The 22,437-nt window shown below is 71.1% G+C and carries 23 protein-coding genes; 3 read left to right on the forward strand and 20 right to left on the reverse strand.

The features are described from left to right. Positions 1-21 precede the first annotated feature (21 nt). Positions 22-942: a LysR substrate-binding domain-containing protein gene (locus tag ACIA5C_RS05445; RefSeq protein WP_396051507.1), complete on the forward strand. Its 921-nt coding sequence runs from the start codon at positions 22-24 to the stop codon at positions 940-942. On the opposite strand, the gene priA is transcribed toward ACIA5C_RS05445, so the two are convergent. The 7 genes from priA to hisD are packed head-to-tail and all read right to left on the reverse strand — an operon-like array spanning position 896 to position 5,768. Beyond that, a complete protein-coding gene (priA, locus tag ACIA5C_RS05450) occupies positions 896-1,627 on the reverse strand; it encodes a bifunctional 1-(5-phosphoribosyl)-5-((5-phosphoribosylamino)methylideneamino)imidazole-4-carboxamide isomerase/phosphoribosylanthranilate isomerase PriA (protein WP_396051509.1) in 732 nt (243 codons plus the stop codon). The genes ACIA5C_RS05445 and priA overlap by 47 nt on opposite strands. Before the next feature lie 11 nt (positions 1,628-1,638). Then, the gene (locus ACIA5C_RS05455) at positions 1,639-1,959 is read right to left on the reverse strand and encodes a hypothetical protein (RefSeq protein WP_396051512.1); all 321 of its coding nucleotides are present in this window, start codon (positions 1,957-1,959) and stop codon (positions 1,639-1,641) included. 6 nt (positions 1,960-1,965) lie between these two features. Next, a complete protein-coding gene (gene hisH, locus ACIA5C_RS05460; protein WP_396051514.1) occupies positions 1,966-2,586 on the reverse strand; it encodes an imidazole glycerol phosphate synthase subunit HisH in 621 nt (206 codons plus the stop codon). Then, a complete protein-coding gene (locus ACIA5C_RS05465; RefSeq protein ID WP_396051516.1) occupies positions 2,583-2,732 on the reverse strand; it encodes a hypothetical protein in 150 nt (49 codons plus the stop codon). The genes hisH and ACIA5C_RS05465 overlap by 4 nt, the downstream gene beginning before the upstream one ends. Then, positions 2,729-3,340: an imidazoleglycerol-phosphate dehydratase HisB gene (gene hisB / locus ACIA5C_RS05470; RefSeq protein WP_396051519.1), complete on the reverse strand. Its 612-nt coding sequence runs from the start codon at positions 3,338-3,340 to the stop codon at positions 2,729-2,731. The genes ACIA5C_RS05465 and hisB overlap by 4 nt, the downstream gene beginning before the upstream one ends. Further along, positions 3,337-4,401 carry a histidinol-phosphate transaminase gene (locus ACIA5C_RS05475; protein WP_396051521.1) on the reverse strand — a complete coding sequence of 355 codons (1,065 nt, stop codon included), beginning with the start codon at positions 4,399-4,401 and terminating at the stop codon, positions 3,337-3,339. The genes hisB and ACIA5C_RS05475 overlap by 4 nt, the downstream gene beginning before the upstream one ends. Continuing rightward, entirely contained in the window at positions 4,398-5,768 is a 1,371-nt protein-coding gene (gene hisD, locus ACIA5C_RS05480) for a histidinol dehydrogenase (RefSeq protein ID WP_396051523.1), read from the reverse strand. Before hisD ends, ACIA5C_RS05475 begins: the two co-directional genes overlap by 4 nt. Before the next feature lie 134 nt (positions 5,769-5,902). Here hisD and ACIA5C_RS05485 point away from each other — a divergent pair, with 134 nt between their 5' ends. Then, positions 5,903-6,613 (forward strand): LON peptidase substrate-binding domain-containing protein, encoded by a 711-nt coding sequence (locus tag ACIA5C_RS05485; RefSeq protein WP_396051525.1) that lies wholly within the window; start codon positions 5,903-5,905, stop codon positions 6,611-6,613. A 74-nt stretch (positions 6,614-6,687) separates the two neighbouring features. Then, positions 6,688-7,452: a hypothetical protein gene (locus ACIA5C_RS05490; protein ID WP_396051526.1), complete on the forward strand. Its 765-nt coding sequence runs from the start codon at positions 6,688-6,690 to the stop codon at positions 7,450-7,452. Between the two features lie 33 nt (positions 7,453-7,485). Here the strand turns inward: ACIA5C_RS05490 and dnaE are convergent, their stop codons facing one another. From dnaE to ACIA5C_RS05555, 13 genes are all read right to left on the reverse strand, one after another. Next, complete coding sequence (gene dnaE, locus ACIA5C_RS05495) at positions 7,486-11,022, reverse strand: DNA polymerase III subunit alpha (protein WP_396051528.1); 3,537 nt, start codon at positions 11,020-11,022, stop codon at positions 7,486-7,488. Between the two features lie 76 nt (positions 11,023-11,098). After that, positions 11,099-12,670, reverse strand: a complete 1,572-nt coding sequence (locus ACIA5C_RS05500; protein ID WP_396051530.1) for a MinD/ParA family protein — start codon at positions 12,668-12,670, stop codon at positions 11,099-11,101. A 170-nt stretch (positions 12,671-12,840) separates the two neighbouring features. Continuing rightward, on the reverse strand, positions 12,841-13,830 hold the full coding sequence (locus ACIA5C_RS05505; RefSeq protein ID WP_396051531.1) for a hypothetical protein: 990 nt from the start codon (positions 13,828-13,830) through the stop codon (positions 12,841-12,843). A gap of 37 nt (positions 13,831-13,867) precedes the next feature. After that, positions 13,868-14,752: an RluA family pseudouridine synthase gene (locus tag ACIA5C_RS05510; RefSeq protein ID WP_396052035.1), complete on the reverse strand. Its 885-nt coding sequence runs from the start codon at positions 14,750-14,752 to the stop codon at positions 13,868-13,870. Between the two features lie 41 nt (positions 14,753-14,793). Further along, complete coding sequence (lspA, locus tag ACIA5C_RS05515) at positions 14,794-15,411, reverse strand: signal peptidase II (RefSeq protein ID WP_396052036.1); 618 nt, start codon at positions 15,409-15,411, stop codon at positions 14,794-14,796. After that, a complete protein-coding gene (locus tag ACIA5C_RS05520; protein WP_396051533.1) occupies positions 15,384-15,806 on the reverse strand; it encodes a TraR/DksA family transcriptional regulator in 423 nt (140 codons plus the stop codon). Before ACIA5C_RS05520 ends, lspA begins: the two co-directional genes overlap by 28 nt. Positions 15,807-16,295: 489 nt before the next feature. After that, complete coding sequence (locus ACIA5C_RS05525; protein ID WP_396052064.1) at positions 16,296-17,318, reverse strand: hypothetical protein; 1,023 nt, start codon at positions 17,316-17,318, stop codon at positions 16,296-16,298. A 47-nt stretch (positions 17,319-17,365) separates the two neighbouring features. After that, a complete protein-coding gene (locus ACIA5C_RS05530) occupies positions 17,366-18,181 on the reverse strand; it encodes a DivIVA domain-containing protein (protein ID WP_396051534.1) in 816 nt (271 codons plus the stop codon). Positions 18,182-18,223: 42 nt separating this feature from the next. Next, complete coding sequence (locus ACIA5C_RS05535; protein WP_396051535.1) at positions 18,224-18,529, reverse strand: YggT family protein; 306 nt, start codon at positions 18,527-18,529, stop codon at positions 18,224-18,226. 59 nt (positions 18,530-18,588) lie between these two features. Then, positions 18,589-19,293 (reverse strand): cell division protein SepF, encoded by a 705-nt coding sequence (locus ACIA5C_RS05540; RefSeq protein ID WP_396051537.1) that lies wholly within the window; start codon positions 19,291-19,293, stop codon positions 18,589-18,591. Between the two features lie 211 nt (positions 19,294-19,504). After that, positions 19,505-20,212, reverse strand: coding sequence for a YggS family pyridoxal phosphate-dependent enzyme (locus tag ACIA5C_RS05545; RefSeq protein WP_396051539.1), 708 nt, complete (start codon positions 20,210-20,212; stop codon positions 19,505-19,507). A gap of 26 nt (positions 20,213-20,238) precedes the next feature. Continuing rightward, positions 20,239-21,366 (reverse strand): cell division protein FtsZ, encoded by a 1,128-nt coding sequence (gene ftsZ / locus ACIA5C_RS05550; RefSeq protein WP_396051541.1) that lies wholly within the window; start codon positions 21,364-21,366, stop codon positions 20,239-20,241. 300 nt (positions 21,367-21,666) lie between these two features. Next, positions 21,667-22,437 carry a cell division protein FtsQ/DivIB gene (locus tag ACIA5C_RS05555; RefSeq protein ID WP_396051543.1) on the reverse strand — a complete coding sequence of 257 codons (771 nt, stop codon included), beginning with the start codon at positions 22,435-22,437 and terminating at the stop codon, positions 21,667-21,669.

Raw genomic sequence — 22,437 nt, forward strand, 5'->3', positions numbered from 1 at the left:
CCCAAGATGTAGCATCGCTGAATGATCGATCTGGGACGGCTGCGCGCGTTGCACGCGGTCGCGAGCTACCGTACGGTCCTCGCGGCGAGCGACGCACTCCACTGCACGCCGTCGGCGGTGTCGCAGCAACTCGCCAAGCTCGAACGCGAGACCGGCACCACACTGATCGAGAAGGACGGCCGCCGGATCCGGCTGACCGAGGCGGGCCGGGTGCTGGCCGCGCACGCCGAGCGGGTGCTCGCCACCGTGGACGAGGCCGAGGCGGCGCTGGCCGCCCACCGGGACACGGTGACCGGGCGACTGACCGTGGCGTCGTTCCCGACCGCCTGCCGGGCGCTGCTGCCGGGCGCCCTCCAGCGGCTGGAGGCCGAGCATCCGCAGCTGGCGACCGGCCTGGTCGAGGTCAACCCGCACGTGGGCCTCGACATGCTGCACCGCGGCCACGTCGACCTGGCCGTGCTCGACGACTGGCCGGAGGCCGCCCTGCACTACCCGCCCGGCATCGCCCGCACCACCCTGGGGCTCGACGTCGCCGACCTGATCGTGCCGGCCGACCACGCGATCAGGAAGCGGACCACGCTGGCCGGTCTGCGGGACGAACGCTGGATCTCGACCAACGCCGGCGACATCTGCCACGAGTGGCTGATCCGGGTGCTGCCCGGCGTCCAGCCCGACTTCCACGTCGGCGAGTTCGAGACCCAGCTGACGCTGATCGCGGCCGGCCTGGGCATCGCCATGATCCCGCGCCTGGCCCGGCCGCCGCTGCCCGCCGGTGTGCGGGTGGTGAAGGTCGACCCGGAACCCAGCCGCCGGGTGGTGATCGCGTGGCGGGAGACGGCCGCCGCACGCCCCGCGATCAAGGCCGCCGAGGAGGCCCTGCGCCACAGCTGGAAACTCAGCCCGCCGCCGCGGCCAGCGCCTCCAGCGCCTCCCGCACCGTGAACGCACCGGCATACAACGATTTTCCCGCGATCACACCCTCGACTCCCATGTGCTCCAGGGTCGCCAGCGCCCGCAGGTCGTCCAGCGTGGACACCCCACCACTGGCGATGATCGGCCGGTCGGTCGCCGCGCACACCTCCCGCAGCAACTCCAGATTGGGCCCGCGCATCATCCCGTCCTTGGTGATGTCGGTGACGACGTAGCGGGACGCGCCCGCCTTGTCGAGCCGGGCCAGCACGTCGAACAGGTCGCCGCCGTCGCGGGTCCAGCCCCGCGCCGACAGGGTCCGCCCGCGCACGTCCAGCCCGATCGCCACGCGCTCGCCGTACTCGCCCACCACCCGGTCGCACCACGAAGGGTCCTCCAGCGCGGCGGTCCCGATGTTGACCCGGGCCGCGCCGGTGGCCAGGGCCGCGGTCAGCGACGCGTCGTCGCGGATGCCGCCCGACAGCTCGACCCTGACGTCGAGCCGGCCGACCACGTCGGCGAGCAGCGCGGCGTTGGAACCCCGGCCGAACGCCGCGTCCAGGTCGACCAGGTGCACCCACTCGGCGCCGTCGTTCTGCCAGGCCAGCGCCGCCTCGAGCGGGTCGCCGTAGGACGTCTCGGAGCCGGCCGCACCCTGCACGAGGCGTACGGCTTGCCCGTCGGCGACGTCGACGGCCGGAAGCAGGGAAAGAGTCACAAGAAACCTTTCTAGGGACGCTTGCCAAGCACCAGCACCACCAGCGCCGGCACGGCAATAACGATCATGGCGGTCAGGACAACGCGCAGCGCCAGGTCGGGCACGAGCACCCACACCGCGATCGCGGCGACCAGTGGCACCACGACGATGCCGATCCGTTGTGCACGGCTCCGTCGATGCAGCCGGCCCGAGCTGGGCAGGCGGCCAGGCGTGAGGCGGCGCACCACGGCCCGCCGCCGCTGCCGCCGCGCGACCTTCCGGGCGCGGACGGCCTTCTCCCTCTCCAGCACGGCGAGCCGCTCGGCGCGCCGCCGCGCCCGCTCCTTGGACACGGCCGGTCAGAGCCCGGCGACCCAGTTGCGCAGCAGCGCGAACCCGGTGTCGGCACTCTTCTCCGGATGGAACTGGGCCGCGCTCAGCGCACCCATCTCGACCACGGCCGCGAACGGCTCGTCGTGGGTCGCGGTGGTCACCTTGGCGCCGGCGCGGTGCAGGGCATGAAGATCAGAGGCACCGTACGAGTGGACGAAGTAGAACCGGGCTTCGTCGGGCAACCCCTCGAGCAGCACCGAACCCTCGGCCGGCGCGACCGTGTTCCACCCCATGTGCGGGATGCGCTCGGCGGTCAGCCGGGTCACGGCGCCGGGCAGCAGCCCGAGCCCTTTCGTCTCGACGCCGTGCTCGACCCCGGTCTCGAACAGGATCTGCATGCCGACGCAGATGCCTAGGACCGGGCGACCGGCCGCCACCCGCTCGGCGATCATCGGACCGGCACCGAGTTGTTCGACGCCGGCCATGCACGCCGCGTACGCGCCGACGCCCGGAACCACCAGGCCGTCCGCCGCGGCAGCGACCGCAAGGTCGTCGGTGACCGCGACCTCGACGCCCGTCCGGGCCACCGCCCGCTCGGCACTGCGCAAATTGCCCGACCCGTAGTCGAGCACCACGACCGTCGTCATAGCAGCCAGGCCACCCCACCGGCAGTGGCCAGCGCGGCGAGCACACCGACCAGGCCGACCGAGAACTTCGTGGCACCCGACTTGGCCAACTGGATGACCCCGCCGACCAGGAAGCCGGCGACGATGAAGAGCAGGACCGCGATCACAGGACGCCCTTCGTCGACGGCAGCTGACCGGCGTTGCGCGGGTCGATCTCGACCGCCTCGCGCAGCGCCCGCGAGAACGCCTTGAACTGCGCCTCGACCACGTGGTGAGCGTCCGGTCCGGACCCGTCGCGGGCCGCCCGCAGCACGCTGACGTGCAGCGTGAGCCGGGCCGCGAAGCCGAACGACTCGAAGATGTGCCGGGTCATGCTGGTCGGGTAGACCGGCCCGATGTAGGGCGCCAGCTCCGGCTCGTCGTGCACGACGTAGGGCCGGCCGGACAGATCGACGGCCGCCCGGCAGAGCACCTCGTCCATCGGGATCGTGGCCGACCCGTACCGCCGGATGCCGGCCTTGTCGCCGAGTGCCCGCGCGAAGGCCTCACCGAGCGCGATGGCCGTGTCCTCCATCGTGTGGTGCGCGTCGATCTCGAGGTCACCCTCGGTGCGCACCGTCAGGTCGAACCCGCCGTGCTTGGCCAGCTGGTTGAGCATGTGGTCGTAGAAGCCGACCCCCGTACTGAGGTCGCCCTGCCCGGTGCCGTCGAGGTCGATCTCGACGAGCACCTTGGTCTCCTTGGTGACGCGCTCGATCCGCGCGGTCCGGCTCATCGCAAACCCTCCAGGAACGCGTCCGTCTCTTCCGCGGTGCCCGCCGTGACCCGCAGCCAGCCCGGCAGGCCGACATCGCGGACCAGCACGCCCGCGTCCAGCAGCTGCTGCCAGACCACCCTCTGATCGCCGCCGACCTCGAACAGCACGAAGTTGGCGTCGCTGTCGGCGACCCGGTAGCCACGCTCACGCAGCGTGCCGACGATGCGGTCACGCTGCTCCTTGATCGCCTCGACGGTCGCGAGCAGAGCGGCGCGTTGCGCGATCGCGGCGCGTGCGGCCGCCTGGGTCAGGCTGCTCAAGTGGTACGGCAACCGCACGAGCTGGACGGCGTCGACCACGGCCGGGTGCGCGGCGAAATAGCCCAGCCGGCCGCCCGCGAACCCGAACGCCTTGCTCATCGTGCGGGTCACCACCAGCCGGGGGTGATCCGGCAGCAGGGCCAGCGCGCTCCGCGTGCCCGCCCGGGCGAACTCCGCGTACGCCTCGTCGACGATCACCATGCCGCGGGCCGTCCCGAGGACCGCGGTGATCACCTCCGGGTCGAGCGCGGTGCCGGTCGGGTTGTTGGGCGAGCAGAGGAAGACCAGGTCGGGATCGTGCTTCTCGATCTGCTCGGTCGCGGCCGCCGGGCTCAACCCGAAGTCGGCGTCGCGCAGCGCGCCGATCCACCGGGTGCCGGTGCCCTGGGCGAGCAGCGGGTGCATCGAGTAGGACGGGCCGAAGCCGATCGCCGAGCGCTGCGGACCGCCGAAGGTCTGCAGCAGCTGCTGCTGCACCTCGTTGGACCCGTTGGCCGCCCACAGATGAGCCGAGGTCAGTCCGTGACCGAGGTAGTCGGCCAGGTCGGCGCGCAGCGCCACCGCGTCGCGGTCCGGATAGCGGTTGAGGTCCTTCACCTCGGCCGCGACCGCCTTGACGATCGCGTCGGCCACGTCGTCGGGCAGCGAGTACGAATTCTCGTTGGTGTTCAACCGCACCGGGACGTCCAGCTGAGGCGCGCCGTATGGCGACTGCCCGCGCAGGTCGTCGCGGATCGGGAGATCGTCGATCGTCGTCACCGGGCGAACCCCCCATCCGACCGCCCCGCCCGCCGCCCTGAATCGGACTGAAGACGAACCTTGACCGCATCGCCGTGCGCCGGCAGGTCCTCCGCGTTGGCCAGCGCGACCACGTGCCGGGCGACGTCCTCGAGCGCCGCCTCGTCGTACTCGACGACGTGGATGCCGCGCAGGAACGACTGCACCGACAGGCCGGACGAGTGCCGCGCGCACCCGGCGGTCGGCAGCACGTGGTTGGAGCCGGCCGCGTAGTCGCCGAGCGACACCGGCGACCAGGCCCCGACGAAGATCGCGCCCGCGTTGCGTACGCGCATGGCCCACTGCCGCGCGTCGCGCGTCTGGATCTCGAGGTGCTCGGCCGCGTACGCGTCGACCACCCGGAGCCCCTGCTCCAGGTCGTCGACCAGCACCGCACCGGACTGCGCGCCGGTCAGTGCGGTCCGCACCCGCTGTTCGTGCTTGGTGGCCGCGACCTGCCTCGCGAGCTCGGCCTCGACCTGTTCGAGCAGCGCCTCGGAGTCGGTGACCAGCACGCTCGCGGCCAGCGGGTCGTGCTCGGCCTGGCTGATCAGGTCGGCCGCGACGTGCCGCGGGTCGGCCGTCTCGTCGGCCAGCACGGCGATCTCGGTCGGCCCGGCCTCGGCGTCGATGCCGACCGTGCCCTGCAGCAGCCGCTTGGCCGCGGTCACCCAGATGTTGCCCGGCCCGGTGATGACGTCGACCGGCTCACAGCGGTCACCCTCGTCCGCGCCGTCGGAGCCGTAACCCAGCATCGCGATCGCCTGGGCACCGCCGACCGCGTAGACCTCGTCGACGCCGAGCAGCGCGCACGCCGCGAGCACCCGCTGGTCGGGCAGGCCGCCGTTCTCGGCCTGCGGCGGGCTGGCCACGACCAGGCCCTCGACGCCGGCCTCCTGGGCGGGCACCACGTTCATGACCACGGTGGACGGATAGACGGCCAGGCCGCCGGGCACGTAGAGCCCCACCCGGGCGACCGGCACCCAGCGCTCGGTCACCGTGCCGCCGTCGACCACCTGGGTCGTCACGTCGGTGCGCCGCTGGTCGGCGTGCACCTTGCGGGCCCGCTTGATCACCTCGAGCAGCGCCTGCTTCACGTCGTCTTCGAGCGTGTCGGCCGCGCGGGCGATCGCCTCGGCGCTCACCCGCAGCCGTTCCAGCTTGACCCCGTCGAACCGCTCGGTCGCCTCGGCGATCGCGCTGAAGCCATGCTGATGGACCGCCTCGACGACCGGGCGGATCCGCTCGACGGCCTGTGAGACGTCGAGCTGGGCACGGGGCAGCAGGCCGCGCAGGTCCTGGGGAGACTCGCTCCGACGGGAGCCGCGCAGGTCAGTCCGATTCAGCACCCGGCAATTCTAGGCTTCGACGTCGCGCGATTTCCGTCCCGGCACCGCGACGCCCAGGGCGTGGGACGGTGATCACGTGTACGGCCCCGGTCACCACGGGTTGACCAAGGTCAGCCGCCCGATAGGCTGGACCCGTGAGTGCGCGGCTGCCGGTGTTCCCGCTGGGTACGGTGCTGTTCCCCGGCCTGGTGCTCCCCCTGCACATCTTCGAGGAGCGCTACCGTGCGCTCGTCCGCGAGCTCGTGTCGAGCCCCGTCGATGGCCCCCACGAATTCGGCGTGGTCACGCTCCGCCGCGGCGCCGAGGCCCCCACCCCCGACGCGGACGACGACCTGCCCGCGGCACCCCCCGCCCCGGTCGGCGCCGACGATCTCTACCCGGTCGGCTGCACCGCCGAGCTGCGCCAGGTCACCGAGCTTCCCGACGGCCGCTTCGACATCATGACGGTCGGCCGCCGCCGGTTCTCCATCCGCGACGTCAGCCAGGGCGACGAGCCCTACCTGACCGCCGACGTCGAATGGCTGCCCGACGAGGCCACCGACCCCGTCGCCGAGCGCCTGGCCCCGCGCGCCCTGGCCGCGTTCCGCACCTACCTCGACCTCCTCCGCCCGGACACCGAGGTCCTCGACGCGGTCCCGGCCGACCCCACCGTCCTCTCCCACCTGATCGCCGCCACCGCCCAGCTGACCACCGAGGAACGCCAGTCCCTGCTGGCCGCACCCGACACGGCCGGCCGCCTCCGGGCCGAGCTCAAACTGCTCAACCGCGAGGCCGGGCTGCTCGCCCGCGTCCGCGCCGTCCCCGTGCCCCTCTCCGACCTGGCCCGCCCGGCGAGCCCCAACTAGCGGTCAGACAATTCCCAGCCGCTGTTGAGCGGCCACGGCGGACGATCGGCATCCCGACCTGGCAGGATCGGGGGGTGAATCCGAGTCAGGAGCCGGCCCTGCCGCATGGTCCCGATCCCACGGCCGATCCCACGGCCGTTCCCGGGACCGGCAGCAGCCCCAGCCCGTGGGCCCCCGGCGCCGACCCGGACGGCTACGGCCTGGCCCACCCCACCGGCCTCGACGACCCGCACGCGCTGCCCCCCGAGGCGTACGCCGAAGGCTGGGAGCAGCCCCGCCCGAGCCGCCGCCCGTGGCGCCGCACCGTCGTGGTCGCCGTCGTGACCGGCCTGGTGATCTTCGCCCTGGGTGGCCCGCTCGGCCTGCTCTGGCACTGGCTGGCCCCGAGCGTGCCGGTCCTCGACGCGGGAGCCGGCGGCATCGTCGTCAACGACCCGTCCCCCGAGCAGTACATTGCCGCCGACGGGTGGTACGCGATGCTGGGCTTGGGTTTCGGTCTTGTCGTGGCGGTCGTCGCGTGGCTGGTCATGCGTAAGGACCGGGGGCCGTTCCTGCTGCTCGGCGTGGTTCTGGGCACCTTCGGGGCGGGCTATCTGATGGGTCCCTGGATCGGCGGGCTGATCGGCCGCGGCAGCTATCACCATTGGGAGCAGACGGCGGTCCAGGGGGCTACCTATCTGGCGCCGCCCCAGGTCCACTCGGTGGGGCCGCGGTTGGTGCCCGCTTTTGCGGCGGCGATCGTGTTGACGCTGTTGGCCGGGTGGTCCAATGATCCCGATCTTGACGAGCCGGGTGCCAAGCCAGGGCAGGGTCCTAACACTGACTTCTCCGACGCCTGAAGACCCTTGGGGCCTCTGCCCCCAGAAGCCGGATCAGCCTACGGCGCTCGGGCCGAGAATCATCTTGAGGTCGGCCCGCAGGGCAGGAGTCGGAGCGACCCTCACCGCAGGTCCCAGGCGCATGACCGTGGTCCGGGAGCCGTTCTGCAAATGGACGTGCACCTCGGCGTCGCCCGGGTGGCTGGACAGGATCTCCTTGAGTTCCGAGACCAGCGGGGGCGTGCAGCGGGTGATCGGCATGGTGAGGGTGACCGGCTTGCTGTCCGGGTTGTGGCTGATGTCGGGGAGCGACATGTCCATCGCCATGATCCGCGGCGTGTCGTCCCGGCGGTCGACCCGGCCCTTGACCACCACGATGGCGTCCTCGGCGATGAACTGGCCGATGACCTCGTAGGTGTTGGGGAAGAACAGCGCCTCGACGCCGCCCGCCAGGTCTTCCAGCGTCGCCGACGCCCACGCGCGGCCCTGCTTCGTGATGCGCCTCTGCACTCCGGTCAGGATGCCGGCCAGCGTGACGATCTGGCCGTCGGGGACCGAGCCCTCCTCGTTGAGCGCCGCGATCGTCGTGTCGGCCGAGGCCTGCAGCAGTTGTTCGAGGCCGGCCAGGGGGTGGTCGGAGACGTACAGGCCGAGCATCTCGCGTTCGAAGGCGAGTTTGTCGCGCTTGTCCCACTCGTCGTCGCCGATGGTCGGCATGGCCACGGTCGCGGCCGAGCCGCCCTCGGTGTCGCCGAACGCGCCGAACAGGTCGAACTGGCCGGCGGCCTCGTTGCGCTTGACGTCGGCGTACGCGTCGATGGCCTCGGCGTGTACGGCGAGCAGGCCCTTGCGGCTGTGGCCCATCGAGTCGAAGGCGCCGGCCTTGATCAGGGATTCAATGGTCTTCTTGTTGCAGGCGACCGCGTCGACCTTGGACAGGAAGTCGTAGAAGTCCTGGTAGTTGCCTTTTTCTTGGCGACAGCGGGCGATCGCCTCGACCACGTTGTGGCCGACGTTGCGGACCGCGGCAAGGCCGAAACGGATGTCCTTGCCGACCGGGGTGAAGGGGCCGGCGGACTCGTTGACGTCGGGCGGGAGGACCTGGATGCCCATGCGCCGGCACTCGGCCAGGTACATCGCCATCTTGTCCTTGTCGTCGCCGACGCTGGTGAGCAGACCGCCCATGTATTCGGCCGGGTAGTGCGCCTTGAGGTAGGCGGTCCAGTAGGAGACCAGCCCGTACGCCGCGGAGTGGGCCTTGTTGAACGCGTACCCCGCGAACGGGACCAGCACGTCCCACACCGCCTGGATCGCCTCGTCCGAGTAGCCGTTCGCGCGGCAGCCGTCGCGGAACGGTACGAACTCCTTGTCGAGGATCTCCTTCTTCTTCTTGCCCATCGCTCGGCGGAGCAGGTCGGCCTGGCCGAGGCTGTAACCGGCGAGAATCTGCGCGGCGCGCTGCACCTGCTCCTGATAGACGATCAGGCCGTAGGTGGGTTCCAGGATCTCCTGCAGAGCTCCCTTGAGACCCGGATGAATCTCGGAGATCTCCTGCAGCTTGTTTTTCCGCAGCGCGTAGTTGGTGTGCGACTCGACGCCCATCGGGCCCGGCCGGTAGAGCGCCAGGACGGCGGAGATGTCCTCGAAGTTGTCGGGCTTCATCAGCCGCAGCAGCGACCGCATCGGGCCGCCGTCGAGCTGGAACACGCCGAGCGTGTCGCCGCGGGCCAGCAACTCGTACGAGTCGGCGTCGTCGAGCGGCAGAGTGAGCAGGTCGAGGTCGAGCGAATGGTTGAGCTTGATGTTCTTGACCGCGTCGTCGAGGATCGTCAGGTTGCGCAGGCCCAGGAAGTCCATCTTGAGCAGGCCGAGCGTCTCGCACGTCGGGTAGTCGAACTGTGTGATGATGACGCCGTCGGAGGCCCGCCGCATGAGCGGGATGTGATCGATGATCGGCTCGGCGGACATGATCACGCCGGCGGCGTGGACGCCGGTCTGCCGGATCAGGCCCTCGATGCCCCGCGCGGTGTCGATCACCTTCTTGACGTCGGGGTCCTGCTCGTACATCGTGCGGATCTCGCCGGCCTCGTTGTACCGCTTGTCGTCCTTGTTGAAGATGCCGCCCAGCGTGATGCCCTTGCCCATGACGTCCGGCGGCATCGCCTTGGTGATGCGGTCGCCGACCGCGAACGGGAAGCCGAGCACCCGCGCCGAGTCCTTGATCGCGGCCTTGGCCTTGATCGTGCCGAACGTGGCGATCTGCGCGACCTTGTCCTCGCCCCAGCGGTCGGTCACGTACTTGATGACCTCACCCCGCCGGCGCTCGTCGAAGTCGATGTCGACGTCGGGCATCGAGATGCGCTCGGGGTTGAGGAACCGCTCGAAGATCAGACCGTGCGGCAGGGGGTCGAGGTCCGTGATGCCCATCGCGTACGCCACCAGCGAGCCGGCGGCGGAGCCGCGGCCGGGACCCACCGCGATGCCGTTGCGCTTCGACCACTGGATGAAGTCGGCGACCACCAGGAAGTAGGCCGGGAAGCCCATCTGGATGATCACGCCGAGCTCGTATTCGGCCTGCTTGACGTGGGTCTCGGGGATGCCGTCGGGGAACCGGGCGTGCAGGCCCTCGTAGGCCACGTGCCGGAAGTATTCCTCTTCGGTGTAGCCGTCGGGGATCGGGAACCGGGGCATCAGGTTCTTGAACGTGAACATGCCCTCGGTGTCGACCTTCTCCGCCACCAGCAGCGTGGTGCGGCAGCCTTCCTGCCAGGCCTCGGAGGAGTCGACCGCACGCATCTGGTCGGCCGACTTCACGAAGTAACCGTTGCCGTCGAAGCGGAAGCGGTTGGGGTCGGCGACGTTGCTGCCGGTCTGCACGCACAGCAGCACGTCGTGGGCCGCCGACTGGGCCTCGTAGGTGTAGTGCGAGTCGTTGGTGACCAGCGGCGGGATGCCGAGCTTCTGCCCGATCTCGAGGAGGCCGTCACGGACCCGCTTCTCGATCGACAGACCGTGGTCCATGATCTCGAGGAAGTAGTTGTCCTTCCCCAGGGCCTCCTGGTATTTCGCGGCGGACTTCAGGGCCTCGTCGAACTGGCCGAGCCGCAGCCGCGTCTGCACCGTGCCGGACGGGCAGCCGGTGGTGCCCATGATGCCCTCGGCGTGCTCCGCGATGATGTCGAAGTCCATCCGCGGGTACTTACCGAGCTGGCCCTCCATCGACGCCCGCGAGTTGAGCCGGAACAGGTTCTTCAGGCCGACCGCGTTGCGCGCCCACATGGTCATGTGGGTGTAGGCGCCGTTGCCGGAGACGTCGTCGCTCTTCTGCTCCGGCCGGCCCCACTTGATGCGGGCCTTGTCGAGGCGGGACTCGGGAGCGACGTACGCCTCGACGCCGATCACCGGGACCACTTCGGCGGCCTTGGCCTGGGTGTAGAAGTCGTACGCCCCGTGCATGTTGCCGTGGTCGGTGATCGCGGCGGCGGGCATGCCCAGCCGTTTGGCCTCGGAGAGCAACTCCTTGACCCGGGCCGCCCCGTCGAGCATCGAGTACTCGGTGTGCACGTGGAGATGCACGAACGAGTCAGACACCCCGGGACCCCCTTAAGTTGTGACGACCCAGGGGACTTTAGTCCGACCCGCCGACAAGGACGAGTGCCAACTCGCCCTATTCGGCGAATGGCTCGATCATCACAGCGGCGGCCTTGAGCCACGCCGTGCGCGTCTCCTGCTGGAGGTCGGCGTACTCGATGGAGGAGCCCACCTCGAGCGACGGGTCGTAGGGCACGATCGCGACCGCGCGGGTGCGGGTGGCGAAGTGCTTGGCGAAGTCGTCGAGCATCGGCAGCGGTCCCGGCGACGGGCACGAGATCAGCGTCACCGCGTTGCTGACCAGGTCGCCCATGCCGCTCTCGTCGAGCACGTCGAGCATCCAATCGGCGGTGAACGCGGCGTCCTCCCGCGGCACCGTGGTGATCACCAGCTGGTCGGCCTGGCGCATCACGGTCTGCCAGTTGACGCTCTCGACGTTGTTGCCGGTGTCGACGCAGATCACGTCGTGGGTGCGGCGCAGCAGGTCGAGGACCCGGCGCACGGTGGCCTGGTCGAGGCGCTGGGCGAACCGGGGGTTCTCCTCGCCCGCGAGCACATCGTAGGACCCGTCGGAGGCATGCCGCAGATAGCCGTCGAGCTCGCCCAGCAGGGCCTCGCCGTGCAGCGACTCGATCTCGATCAGGTCGGCCAGCAGGTGGCGGATGGTGCGGGCGTGCCGGGCGCTGCCGGCCCGCAGCCCGAGCGTGCCCCGCAACTCGTTGTCGTCCCAGGCGAGGACGCCGCGCCCGCGCACACTGCCGATGGTCGCGGCGGCGAGGACGGTCGCGGTGGTCTTGTGTACGCCGCCCTTGGGGTTGGCGAACGCCAGCACCCGCGGCGTGCCGAGCTTGCGTCTCAGGATCGAGACGGCCCGCTCGAGCTCGTCGGCGGGGCGGCTCTGCCGCCACTCGATGCGCGCTCCGGTGCTGCCCGGCGAGACCGGCTGGGCCGCAAGAGGCTGAGGCGCGACAGGCTGGGCTGCAAGAGGCTGGGGCCCGAGAGGCTGGGGAGGCGGCGGCGCCTGGCGGACCGGCGCGACCGGCGCGACCGGCTGCGGGGCGAACTGCTGAGGCGGCGGCGCGACCGGCGCGGCGGCCCGGCCCTGCGGGTAGTCGGCGCGGCCCCGGGACGGGCTGAAGAAGCTGTTGGGGTCGGCCCGGCGGCCGTTGGCGGCCGGCTGGGCCGACGGAGCATGGGCCGACGGAGCATGGGCCGAAGCGGCACGGGACGGAGGGGCCTGAACCGGCGCGAGGGGCTGCACCGGAGGCGGCTGCGGCGCCGAGGGCGGAGCGGGCGGCGGCTGTGAACGCGCCTGCCACCGCGGGTCGAGCGGATTGACCGGACGCTGCGGTAACGGCCGTTGCGCCGGCTCGGCCGGCCGGGCCGGCGGCGGTTGCTGCGGGGGCGCCTGGTCGAACGGCCGGCCGTCGTAGGCCGGGCGCTCGGACAACGGATTGTAGGGCCGCCGGGTCGGCAACGGCTGTCCATATTGCTGGGACTGCGGGTCGGCGGGAGACGCCTGGTCGTCGGCTTCGGCCTGCTCGTCGCCGGAGGCGGCGCGGGACCCGTGCCGGGCACGGTCGAGCAGCGCCCGCCAGCGCGGGGCTGGTTCCGCAGGCCGGCCCCAGCCGGTCTCGGTCCCATCCACGGCTCGTCCTCCCTGCGCGTTACTCTCGGTGATCCTTCAGCGGAGTTGCTCGCCCCGGACAGGCTACGGATCAGAACTCTATGCGGGCCACTGCCGAGCGACCAGACCCGTTGGATCACGCGCTGGGTTCGGTGGCCGACCGGACGAGAGATCTAACGTCCGGATCGGGCTCAAGATGCTACCGGCGTCGTGCCGGGGACAGCCTGAGCAGCGCTCGCGCCGGGTGCTGAGACTACGGCACTACGCTCCTCCGGTGCCGTGGCGGACGGGTCGGGCGCAACTGGGACCGAGCCCCGCGGTGAGTCTGATTTCACAGGTTTCACCGGGAGCCCGAGCGACGACACTAACGGCGTGGCGGCCGGTGAGGCAATGCCCGGGGTGCCGGTTGGCACAGGCGTCGGGGTCTGGCTCGGTTCGTCGGGCACCGTGCCCGTCTGCTCGGGCAGCGGGGCGCGGAACTCGGTGCTGTCGAGGCTGTGCACCTCGGGGGCGGGATCGACGACCCTGACTCCGGGCCGGTCCGCGATCTGCTGCAGCACGGCCGGGGCGGCGCGGATCACGGCCGCGAAGGCACAGGCACACCCCGACCGGTACGCGGTGGCCTCCGCCGCCGCCGCCTCGGCGGCCGCCTCGTACGCATGACGGGCCCGTTCCGAGGTCGGCCCGTCGCCGGCCAGCTTGCCGCTCAGCCGCAGGTATTCGGCCTGCTCCTGGTCGCGTTGCTCGGCTGCCGCGGCCATTCCGGCGGTGACGTCCTGCGGAAGCCGGTAGACCGGAATGCGGACGACCTGGGTCTGCACGCCGGGCAGCGGCACCCGGGCGTAGACCTGGGCCACCCCGGCCCCGTCCAGCAGCCCGGGCAGCCGGCCCGGCGGCACGTAGCTGTCGAGGCTGGCCAGGGCCCAGGTGTCTCCGGCCGGCGGAGCCGACGGGTCGGTCATGGCGGCCAGCTCGTGCCGCGAGGCGGCCAGGTAGGTCGGGATCGACTGGCCCTGGACGACGCCCACCTCGACGAGGTCGCCGGAGTCGCCCGGGGTGGGCACGCCGTCGTTGCGGTGAGCCGTCCAGACCACGCCCAGTGACAGCGCGACCACCGCCACCGCGGCCACGGCGATAGAGACGCGCAGCCCCGCGGGGCCGCGAATCGTCAGTGCCCGCATGCGCTCCGCGGGACCCACTGGCCTGTTTCCCCCGACATCAGCTCGCGTCCTGAAGCACGTCCAACGCGTACTTCAAATCGTCAGGGTAATCGCTGACGAAGCGAACCTCATCGTGCGTTCGGGGATGGAGGAACCCCAATTCTCGGGCGTGCAGCCACTGCCGGTTGAGGTGCAGGCGCGCCGCGAGGGTCGGATCCGCACCGTACGTGAGGTCACCGACACACGGGTGCCGCAGCGCCGAGAAGTGCACCCGGATCTGGTGGGTGCGCCCGGTCTCCAGCTTGACATCGACCAGGCTCGCCGAGCGGAACGCCTCGAGGGTGTCGTAGTGGGTGACGCTCGGCTTGCCCCCCGTCATGACCGCGTAGCGGTAGTCGGCGGTCGGGTGCCGGTCGATCGGGGCGTCGATGGTGCCGCGCAGCGGGTCGAGGTGGCCCTGCACGACCGCGTGGTAGCGCTTGTCGACCTCGCGCTCCTTGAACGCCCGCTTGAGCACGCTGTAGGCGAGCTCGCTCTTGGCGACCACCATGAGGCCGGTCGTGCCGACGTCGAGCCGGTGCACGATGCCCTGGCGCTCGGCCGCACCGCTGGTGGCGACGTTCTGCCCCATGGCGGCCAGGCCACCGAGGACGGTCGGGCCGGTCCAGCCGGGGCTCGGATGGGCGGCCACGCCGACCGGCTTGTCGACCACCACGATGTCGTCGTCGCTGTAGATGACGGCGAGGCCGTGCACCGGCTCGGCCACCACGGACGGCGGCGCGGCCGGCGCGGGCAGGGTGACCTCGAGCCAGGAGCCCGCGGTGACCTTGTCGGACTTGGGGCGGGGATAGCCGTCGACCAGGGCGTCGCCGGCTTCGACCAGGCTCGCCGCGGCGGTCCGGGAGAGCCCGAAGAGCCGGGAGACCGCCTGGTCGAGGCGCATGCCGTCGAGCCCGTCGGGGACGGGCAGGGAACGCTGAGAGCTCACTTCGCCTTCTTCACCGCTGTGTTTTTCGGGGCTCGCAGGCCGTCCCGCTGCCGGCCGGTCAGCTCGAGCAGCACGGCCAGCGCCACCCCGACGGTCAGGCAGCTGTCGGCCACGTTGAACACCGCGAAGTGCTCCCCGTACGGCTCGAACAGGCTGATCATGTCGACCACGTGCCCCTGGAACGGGCCGGGCGCGCGGAACAGGCGGTCGCCCAGGTTGCCGAAGGCGCCGCCGAGCACGAGCCCGAGCGAGACCGCCCACGGGACCGAGCGCAGCCGGGTCGCCATCCACCCGATCCAGCCGATCACCACCAGCGTGATGACCGGGAAGAGCCACGTGTGTGCGCTGCCGAAACTGAAGGCCGCCCCGCTGTTGCGCAGGAGCGACAGATAGATCAGGCCACCGAGGATCTTGACCGGCTGTCCCTCGGTGAGGTGCTCGGTGCAGAGCCATTTGACCCACTGGTCGAGCGCGACGGCGACCAGAGCGGTGGCGCCGAGCACCGACACGGCGCGCGCGGAGAAGCCGGGCCTGGCGCCCGGCTCCGTCTCGCTCACCGCGGTCGTGCCCGCTGCCTCATCGGCGTTCAGCGTCGTTCCTCCAGCTGCTTGCAGGACACACAGAGAGTCGCGGAGGGGAACGCCGCCAGCCGCTCGACCGGGATGGCGTTACCGCACCGCTCGCAGTAACCGTAGTTGCCCTCGCCGAGGCGGTCGATGGCGCGTTCCACCTGTGTGATCCGCTCCAGCAGATTGTTGGCGAGAGTGATCTCCTGCTCGCGCTCGAAGGTCTTGGTGCCGGTGTCGGCCTGGTCGTCGCCGGCCGAGTCGGCCAGGCGGTCACGCTGCAGCTCGGTGATCTCGGTGAGCGACTCGTCGTACTCCTGCTGGAGCTCGTCCCGGCGCCCGGTCAGAGCCACCCGGATCTTCTCGGTCTCGGCCGCGCTGCGGGTCCGCTTCGCAGGCGCCTTGGTGGTGGAGGCGGTCCTGGTGTCGGTTGCCTTGGCCATCGTCGCTCCCTCAGCCGCGTCGTGCGCGGCGGTCAGCGTTCACGAGACCCGCGGCCGGTCCCCGCGGGTCTGCCTGTCGATTCGTCGCCGGGCGTCACCCACTTCCGGCCCGGCCTCGAGCGCCGCAGCCTCGAGAAGGTGGTCTTGCCCCGCCCGGCTGATTTATACGCCGGGCGAGCCTCGCCCGGCCGGTTATCCGCCGATCGCCGGGCGATCGGCCGGTGTAGGTCGCCGGCCGGCCGCCGGCTAACCCTGCTTCACCTGCACAAGAGGCTCGCAAGGATACGGACTGTGTCCCCTTGGCGACAACCAGGCGCGCCTGATCTTCGCCGGGTAATCGTCACAAATCTCGCGTAGGTCCGGTCAGATACCCGACCGTTCCGGATTCATTCGCGCACGCAACTCGGCGAGCCGGGTTGCTATCGCGCGTCCGGTCCGGGCACCGAAATATTCACCGTGCGCCCGAGAAGTCGGAATGGGCAGATCGTGTCAGCGGCGGGCCGCGGCGGCGACCAGACGGTCCACCGGGCGGCACAGACCGCACGGGCTGAAGCCCAGTTCGACCGCCTCGTTGACCGGGATCGGCTCGGTGAGCCGGCCGACCAGGTGCGAGCAGTCGGCCACGTGGTAACGCGGGCGGCCGTCGACCACCAGCACCTCGGCGTCCATCCGGGCGACCCGCACGGCGTCGGCCGGCTGCACCGCCTGGGGCAGCGGCTCGTCGTCGGGGTCGTCGGCGTCCGGCTCGGCGAAGTCGTCCTTCAGCCCGGCGTGCGCGGCCGCCTCGGCGTGCGCGTCGCGGCGCCACGCGTGCTCGTCGGGGCTTTCGCTGCGGGCCGCGTGGATGGCCGAGGCGGCGCGGTCGTAGTCGGGGGCGGTCGCGGCCGCCACCTCGGTGTCGAGCGTCGCCCGGGTCCGCCAGGGCGGCTCGTCGCGCCCGAAGTCGATCTCTTCGGTCGACGCCGCGACGGGCGCCGGCGGTTCCTCGGTGTAGGTGACCGATTCGGCTGCGGGCGGCGCGGCCGGCGCGGAAAAATCGGGAGCCGGAGGCGCGGCGAAGCCGGGAGCAGGCGGCCCGGAGAACTCGGAGGCAGGCGGCCCGGAGAACTCGGAAGCGGACGGCCCAGAGAACTCGGAAGCAGGCGGCGCGGCGAAATCGGCCGCCCGGGAGGGCTGGGCGGACGCCTGCGCGGCCGCGAACTCAGCTTCGAAGTCGGGCTCGGCGTCGAACCCGGGCTCGGCAAGGAACCCGGACTGGGCCTCGAAACCGCCGGGCTGGGCCTCGAAACCGGACTGGGCCTCGAACTCCGGCTCGGCGGGGGCGGCCGGGCGGGTGGCGGAGGAGGCCGAGCGGCGGGCGCCGGCGTTGCGGCGGGCGCCGATGACCAGCGCGACCGCGGCCAGCAGGCTGGCCGCGATCGATGTTATGAGAAGGCCGCTCGAGCCGCTGGTCAGGCCGAGGGCGAGAAGCGCTACCGCGACGAGGATGAGCAGCAGGCTAACTGGGATCATGGCTCATCCTCGCCGAGGTTTTCTTGAGGTGGGGAGATGGCCCGGGGTCAGCGCCCGGACTCGATGGAACCGGCTCGGCTGCCACCGTAGGAACCGGCGAGACCGGCCGCGGCGAGACCGCCGCTGCCGCCGACGGCACGCTGGGAGTCGGCCCGGCCGAGTTCGGCCTCGAGGCCCTGGCCACGACCGTCGAGGTCGCGCAGCTGGCTCTCCAGGTAGGCCTTGAGGCGCGTGCGGTATTCCCGCTCGAACTGCTTGAGCTCCTCGATGTGCTTCTGCAGCGCGGAGCGCTTCGCATCGAGACCGCCCATGGCCTCCTGGTGGCGCTGGCGGGCGTCCCGCTCGAGAGCGTCCGCCTTGGCCCGCGCCTCGCGGGTGACCTCTTCGGCCTTGCCACGGGCGTCGGAGAGAAGCTTGTCGGCTTCCCGACGAGCGTCCGCAACGTGGTCGTCGGCGGTGCGCTGGGCCATCATCAGGACCCGCAGGGCCTGCTGCTCGCCGTCGCCACCGCCCGCGGCTCCACCACCGACGGGGCCTGCCGACCGGACCTGCTCGAGCTCGGCCTGCATCTGACGGGCCGCCTGCTCGGCGGAAGCCTTGTCGCGCTGGACGCGGTCGAGCTGCGCCTTGACGTCGTTGAGCTCGGCCGCGAGGCGGGGGTCGGTGCTCGGGCCGGCTGGTGCGCCACCCCGTCCACCGCGCTCCACCTGGGCGCGCAGCTCGTTGTTCTCTTCGATCAGACGGGCGAGCTCGCGCTCAACCTCGTCCAGGAAAGCGTCGACCTCCTCCTCGTCGTACCCCCGCTTGCCGATAGGGGGTTTCTTGAAGGCGACGTTGTGCACGTCGGCCGGGGTCAGCGGCATCGAAACTCCTCGGGTCAGTCGCGGCCGCGGTTGGGGCTGCTGTCAGGCGAAGCTGTAGATCAAGTTTTGCAGCACGAACCTCATGAGCACGAACAGGATAACCAGCAGCACGATGGAAGCCAGGTCCAAACTCACGTTACCAATGCGCAGCGGTGGGATCACACGCCTCAACGCCTTGAGGGGAGGATCAGTGACGCTCCACACCGATTCGAGTGCCGCAGACGCCCCCCGCCCCGGCTGCCACCGGCGTCCGTACTGGAGGACCGCGGTCAGAACGAACCTGGCCAGCAGCACGAGGAAGAAGACGTAGACCAGAAGATAGAGAATCTGGAACACGATCGACAGCACGGCTGGACGATCCCCCCAATGGGTTACTCAGCGAGCCGCCGCCCGATCGGGCCGGGCGGTCAGCTCTGGGTGAAGAACCCACCCTCAGCGATCTTGGCCTTGTCCTCCGCGGTGACCTGGACATTTGCCGGAGAGAGCAGGAAAACCCGGTTGGTCACGCGCTCGATCGTACCCCGCAGGCCGAATGCCAATCCCGCTGCGAAGTCCACCAGTCGGCGGGCGTCCCCTTCATCCATCTCGGTGAGATTGATGATGACCGGAGTGCCGTCCCGGAAGTGCTCCCCGATGGTGCGCGCCTCGCGGTACGTCGTCGGGTGCAGCGTCGTGATCTGGTAGCGCTGCTCCTCCTCGGCCGGGCGCGGATGCGCGACCGGCTGGTGCACCGGCTGCGCGGCCAGGGCCAGATTGTCGCGGGTCGAGTAGCCTCCCGAGGAGGCGGTGTCGTTGCTGCGGGTGATCGAACGGACACTAGCCCGCTCCGGGCGTTCCACCCGATCGTGGTCGTCGAGATCGGCCCGAGCGGACAACCGGTCCGAGATCCGGCTGCGCTCCGTACGCGCCCGGGGTACCGAGCGTTCCTCGTCGACGTCGTCGTCCTCGTCGGCGAACTCGTCGGCGTAGCGATCGCCCGAGTACCGGTCGCGATCACGGTCACGGTCACGATCGCGGTAGGAGCTCTCCCGGTAGCCGCGGTCGTCGTACCCGCGGTCGTCGTCCTCCTCGACGAGGCCCAGCCAGACGCCCGCCTTACGAATAGCGCTCATGCCTTCACCCCGTCTCGCGCGTCCTGCACCCGACCAGCCATCTGCCCCCAACTTTCGTCCGCTTCGCGGCCCGCGCCCCCTCGGCGTACCGCATCCCCCCTTGCACGGGCCGTTCCCAGCCCGCGGCGACGCTGCGTCGTCGGACGCTTCCGGCCGTAAAACGGCTGGTCGCGTAAAACAACACCTATGTAGTTTGCTGCCCGCCGCAAGGCTACCGCAGCAGGTTTCGCATCCCGAGCAAAGAAGAGCCGATCCGCACGTGTGTCGCTCCGTGCCGGATCGCCGCCTCCAGGTCCCCGCTCATGCCGGCCGACAGGGTGGTCGCGCCCGGATGGGCCGCGACCACGCCGGACCTGAGTTCGGCCAGCCGGGCGAAGGCGCGGTCCGGTTCCCAGCCGAGCGGCGCGACCGCCATCAGGCCGCACAGCCGCAGGCCGTCCGACGAGGCCACCGCGTCGGCGATCGGCCCGAGGTCGTCGCCGGCCGCGCCGCCTCGTTCCGGATCTCCGTCGATGCTCACCTGGATCAATACTTCGAGTGGCGCCGGGCGGCCGGCCGCCGCCTTGCCGAGCGCGGCGGCCAGCCGGACCGAGTCGACCGACTCGACGACGTCGGCATAGGCCGCCACCGATTTAGCTTTGTTGCGCTGCAGCTGACCGATGTAGTGCCAGCGCAGTTCGACGCCGGCCGCACGCACCTCGGCCGCCTTCGGTGCCGCTTCCTGGTCGCGGTTCTCCCCCACGTCGGTGACCCCGAGCCCGGCGAGCAGCAGCACGTCGCTCGCCGGGTAGGTCTTGGTCACCGCGGTCAGTGTCACCGAGCCGGCCGGACGGCCGGCTTCGGCGCAGGCACGGTCGATCCGCTCGCCGACCTCGGCGAGCGAGGCGGCGAGTTCTGCGCGGCGCGCACCGTCGTCCACTTGCGCTTCCCTGGCGTACGCGGTGGTCAGGAGCCGTTCTTGAGGAAGTCCGGCACGTCCACGTCGTCGAACAACACCCGCCGCGGCGGCGGGGTGGTGACGGCCGGCGTGCTGGCGACCGGGGCCGGCGAGGACGGGGCCGCGGCCGGCGGGGCGGCCGGCTGGGTGACCACCTTGCGGGCCGGCTCGGCCGGCTTGTAGGAGGGCGTGCCCCCGTCGAAGCCCGCCGCGATCACCGTGACCCGCACCTCGTCGCCGAGCGCGTCGTCGATGACCGCACCGAAGATGATGTTGGCGTCCGGGTGGGCCGCGTCGGTGACCAGCTGGGCCGCGTCGTTGATCTCGAACAGGCCGAGGTCGGAACCGCCGGCGATGGAGAGCAGCACGCCGCGCGCGCCGTCCATGCTCTGCTCGAGCAGCGGGCTGGAGATCGCCTTCTCGGCCGCCTCGACCGCGCGGTTGTCGCCGCGGGCCGAACCGATGCCCATGAGCGCGCTGCCGGCGCCGCTCATCACGCTCTTGACGTCGGCGAAGTCGAGGTTGATCAGGCCCGGCGTGGTGATCAGGTCGGTGATGCCCTGCACACCGGAGAGCAGCACCTGGTCGGCCTGGCGGAACGCGTCCATCATGCTGATGCCGCGGTCGCCGAGCGCCAGGAGCCGGTCGTTCGGGATGACGATCAGGGTGTCGCACTGGTTGCGCAGCTCGTCGATGCCGGCCTCGGCCTGCACCTGGCGGCGCTTGCCCTCGAACGAGAACGGCCGGGTCACCACGCCGATGGTCAGCGCGCCGAGCTTGCGGGCGATGTTGGCGACCACGGGCGCGCCGCCGGTGCCGGTGCCGCCGCCCTCGCCGCAGGTCACGAACACCATGTCGGCACCCTTGAGGACTTCCTCGATCTCGTCGCGGTGGTCCTCGGCGGCGTTCTTGCCGACCTCGGGCTGCGCGCCGGCGCCGAGGCCCCGGGTCAGTTCCCGGCCGACGTCGAGCTTGACGTCGGCGTCGCTCATCAGCAACGCCTGGGCGTCGGTGTTGATGGCGATGAACTCGACGCCCTTGAGCCCAACCTCGATCATGCGGTTGACGGCGTTGACGCCGCCCCCGCCGATCCCGACGACCTTGATGACCGCCAGGTAGTTGTGTGGAGGTGTCATCGGGCTCAGCCTTCCCTTCGGGGTTGGCGGATGTCGCTGGCCCCTTCGCGGTCCCGGCCAGGCCCGCTACTTCAGACATCCGCTGCCGTACAAGGGAGGGCGAGGAAACCCTCACCCTCTACTAGAGGCTTATGGTTATGTCAACCACTCAACCTCTGGTGGCAACGTAAACGCCTGCCATGCGTCAACCAAAGACCCGGCGCGGCGTGTCGGCGTCCGCTTACGTGGCGAAAATCCGACGCAGCCGTAACCTCAACCAAAATAAGCCGTTTCCGCCACGATGTCCGCTTAGCAGGGCTTTCAGCGGATGGTTACCACGGTGGGCGCGCTGACGTCGATCTCACTTCCGGCCCGGCGCAGCAGAACGGTCGCCACCTGGCTCTTCCGCTCGCTCTGGGTGTCGTCGCCCCACACCACGGTGCGGTCCTTGCGCAGCTCCAGCTTGATCTGCGCGGGCGCGGCCACCGACACCGCCACCAGCTGCTCGCGCAGCTCGTCGCTGAGCGACCCGAGCACGGTCAGCCCGGAACGGGTGTCCTGATCGGCCGGCCCGGGCCGGGTGAGCCGCAGCAGCGGCAGGTCGGCCGGCTTGTCGGCGACCGTCTGATAGGGCACGCCGGAACGGTCGATCAGCGTGAACTGCCGGCCCGCCGGAACCGCCGCGACCGGGGTGCGCTCGACCACCTCGACGACCAGGGTGGACGGCCAGCTGCGGCGCACCACCACCCGGTCGACGGCCGGGATCGCCCGCACCCGGTCCCGCACGTCGTCGAGGTCGACCCGGGCCAGCGGCTCGTCGGCCGGCACGCGGACCGCCGCCTGCACCTGCTCGGGGGTCAGCAGCTGGGTCCCGACCACCTTCACGTCGCGCACGCCGAGCACCGGCGTGCCGTAGATCATCCAGGTCAGGCCGCCCAGCACGAGCAGCACGCCGAGAGCGACCGCCCAGGGCAGCGCGGCGCGGAGCCGGCGCTGCCGGGCCCGGGCCATGAACCGGCGCACCGAGGGCGGCACCGCGTCGGTGTCCGCCCGCACCAGCCGCCAGTTGCGGCCGCCGCCCCCGCTGCTCAC

Source organism: Actinoplanes sp. NPDC051343 (assembly GCF_044455125.1).
Taxonomy (GTDB): domain Bacteria; phylum Actinomycetota; class Actinomycetes; order Mycobacteriales; family Micromonosporaceae; genus Actinoplanes.

Coding starts and splice junctions, on each gene's coding strand:
- hisB (WP_396051519.1), bottom strand. CDS start 3,340: ATGAGCCGGACCGCGCGGATCGAGCGCGTCACCAAGGAGACCAAGGTG.
- ACIA5C_RS05540 (WP_396051537.1), bottom strand. CDS start 19,293: ATGAGCGCTATTCGTAAGGCGGGCGTCTGGCTGGGCCTCGTCGAGGAG.
- hisH (WP_396051514.1), bottom strand. CDS start 2,586: ATGACGACGGTCGTGGTGCTCGACTACGGGTCGGGCAATTTGCGCAGT.
- ACIA5C_RS05525 (WP_396052064.1), bottom strand. CDS start 17,318: ATGATCCCAGTTAGCCTGCTGCTCATCCTCGTCGCGGTAGCGCTTCTC.
- ftsZ (WP_396051541.1), bottom strand. CDS start 21,366: ATGACACCTCCACACAACTACCTGGCGGTCATCAAGGTCGTCGGGATC.
- ACIA5C_RS05445 (WP_396051507.1), top strand. CDS start 22: ATGATCGATCTGGGACGGCTGCGCGCGTTGCACGCGGTCGCGAGCTAC.
- ACIA5C_RS05510 (WP_396052035.1), bottom strand. CDS start 14,752: ATGCGCCTCGACCAGGCGGTCTCCCGGCTCTTCGGGCTCTCCCGGACC.
- ACIA5C_RS05505 (WP_396051531.1), bottom strand. CDS start 13,830: ATGCGGGCACTGACGATTCGCGGCCCCGCGGGGCTGCGCGTCTCTATC.
- ACIA5C_RS05520 (WP_396051533.1), bottom strand. CDS start 15,806: ATGGCCAAGGCAACCGACACCAGGACCGCCTCCACCACCAAGGCGCCT.
- ACIA5C_RS05530 (WP_396051534.1), bottom strand. CDS start 18,181: ATGCCGCTGACCCCGGCCGACGTGCACAACGTCGCCTTCAAGAAACCC.